This is a genomic window from Intestinibacillus massiliensis, assembly GCF_900155735.1.
In the GTDB taxonomy this organism is placed as follows: Bacteria; Bacillota; Clostridia; order Oscillospirales; family Butyricicoccaceae; genus Intestinibacillus; species Intestinibacillus massiliensis.
In genome coordinates this window covers 64708-67016 of record NZ_LT707060.1, presented here as the reverse complement: position 1 = coordinate 67016, position 2309 = coordinate 64708, and the positions used below count along the sequence as shown (strand labels likewise).

Genomic DNA, 2309 nt, shown 5'->3' with positions numbered 1-2309 from the left:
GACCGCATCCTGCGCGTGGCGCGCACCATCGCCGACCTGGAGGGCGCCGACGGGATCGGCGCGCCGCATCTCGCGGAGGCGCTGCAATACCGCCAGCTCGACCGGCTGCTGCCCGACGCGTAGCCGCAAACGCCCGTTTGTGATTCTACTAAGAGTTATCGCCGCCGCCTGTTTCCACAGGCTTGCACATGCCTGTGGAAAACCCTGTGGAAACTGTGCATAAGTTGCGCGAGACCCCGTTTCCCCCTCCGCCGCCCCATTTTCCGGCGGGTGCAAATTTTGGCAATCCCCGCGGGCGGCGCATGTTTAAATCTGCCATCTACCATCTGTCATTGATTTACGAAAGGACGTGAAAAGCCGATGCGCTTTCACCAGGCCCTCGGCGCGGCGCTCGCACTGGCCGCCGCGCTTTCCTGCGGGACGGACGCGCTCGCGCTGACCAATATCAGCACCTGGGCGGTGACCGAAGTGACCGCCGCGCAAAAAGCCGACCTTGAACCCTCGGCGCTGCAAAAAAAGGCCGCGACCGGCAGCATCACCCGTGAGGAGTTCTGCGGCATCGCCCTGCGCCTGTACGAATCCGTCACCGGCAAAACCGTGGGCAAGGGCGGCGACACGCCTTTTGCCGATACCGACAGCCCGGACGTGGCCGCGGCCTACGCGCTCGGCCTGGTTTCCGGGCGCGGGGAGGGCGTGTTCGACCCGGACGGCCTGATCACCCGGCAGGAGCTGTGCAAGACGCTCGACAACATCATCGCGGCGGCCGGGCTGGAAGCGCCGCCGTCCGACCCGGAGGCTCTGTCGGAATACCCCGACCGCGACGAGGTCGCCTCCTGGGCGGAGGGCGCGGTCGCCCGTATGCTGGACAGCGGCGTGATGCGCGGCGTGTCCCGCCTGCAAAACGACGAAACCGGCGAAGCGCACGAAACCGTCACGCTCAGCCCCGGCGGCAAGACGACGCGCGAGCAGGCGCTCATGCTCAGCCTGCGCTTTACGGAGACCTTCGAGCGCGCGCCCGACCCGGAACCCGAGGCCGAGCCGAACCGGAACCCCGCCCAGGACCCGGAACCTGCCGTCCCGGGCAAAAAGCCATCCGACGCCTTCAACGATATGAAGGATTTCGTGGAGGGCGGCAACCTGCCTGCGCAGGGCGACGGCAAGGCCATGCCCTCGCCGCTGCCGGAGACCGAGGCGCAAAAGATGGCGTTCATCTTCGGCGTGGGCGGCACCTATTTTGAAACCGTGGAGGAAGCCGAGGCCGCGATGGCCGAAATCGAGATCCCGGTGTGGCGGCTCCAGGAGGACGGCAGCAAAAAGGCCGGCACGGCGTACGTCACCGTCAACCGCGCGCTCGCGCCGCTTTACCGGGCGGCCTTCCAGGAGATTTTCGACGGGGACGAGCAGTTCCCCATCAAGGACGTCGGCAGCTACGCCTGGCGCCCCACCCCGACGAGCGAACACCGCTGGGGCACGGCGATCGACATCAATTACGACGAAAACATGGAAGCGACGATCAATGCGGACGGCACCCTGACCCCAACGACCGGCACGCACTGGACGCCCGGCGAGAACCCGTACTCCATCCCCGAGGGCGGGGACGTATACCGCGCCTTCACCAAGTACGGCTTTTCCTGGGGCGGGAACGCGTGGCGCTCCAAGCGCGATTACATGCATTTTTCCTACTTCGGCCGCTAACCCTACATATATTATAAAAAAGGAGGGGGAACCTTGCACCGGAAACGGAAACTGGCGGCCTTTGTGCTGCTGCTGGCCTGCGCGGCCAACCTCTACCTCGCGGAGATGCCCCTCCCGCTGCCCGCGGGCAGCGCCTATACCTGCGAAATCCTGAACCACGCCACCGGCGACACGGCGACGCTGGACGCCGGGCAGGCCGCGCGCCTGACGGCCATCCTGCGGTCGATGCGCATGTCCCCGCGCATCGTGTCAAACCGGGCGGAGCCGTCCACCGGCGTTTCGGTCTATTTCCGCCCCCTCGCGGGCGGGGACGATTTCGCCCGCGCCTACCTGTCCCCTACGGACGGCACGCTGCGCTTTGAAGTCTATGCCCCGGACAGGGAATCCTTCCTGACAAAGGACCGCAAACGCGCGCTCAAGCTCGCGGCGATCTGCAACGAGGCCATCCTCGCGGGGCAGGCGGCCGGCGCGCCCTGAGCTCGGCCATCGCATGAAAAAACGCGCCCTCATAAATGGGGGCGCGTTTTTTGTCAATTTTTAAACAGGGCGCGTATCCGCTGCCACAGGCCTTGGTTCGCGGACGGCGGCGCGCTGGCCGCGGCGGGCGGCACGGG

At 66.3% G+C, this 2309-nt stretch carries 3 protein-coding genes; all 3 read left to right on the top strand.

Features of this window, described 5'->3' with window-relative positions:
• The first annotated feature begins 6 nt into the window (after positions 1-6).
• The 3 genes from CZ203_RS15545 to CZ203_RS11720 all read left to right on the top strand — a co-directional run bounded on the left by CZ203_RS15545 (position 7) and on the right by CZ203_RS11720 (position 2172).
• On the top strand, positions 7-123 hold the full coding sequence (locus tag CZ203_RS15545; RefSeq protein ID WP_407927741.1) for a magnesium chelatase subunit ChlI family protein: 117 nt from the start codon (positions 7-9) through the stop codon (positions 121-123).
• Positions 124-360: 237 nt separating this feature from the next.
• Positions 361-1695 carry a M15 family metallopeptidase gene (locus CZ203_RS11725; protein WP_087066306.1) on the top strand — a complete coding sequence of 445 codons (1335 nt, stop codon included), beginning with the start codon at positions 361-363 and terminating at the stop codon, positions 1693-1695.
• Between the two features lie 33 nt (positions 1696-1728).
• Positions 1729-2172, top strand: coding sequence for a hypothetical protein (locus CZ203_RS11720; RefSeq protein ID WP_087066305.1), 444 nt, complete (start codon positions 1729-1731; stop codon positions 2170-2172).
• Positions 2173-2309: the final 137 nt, after the last annotated feature.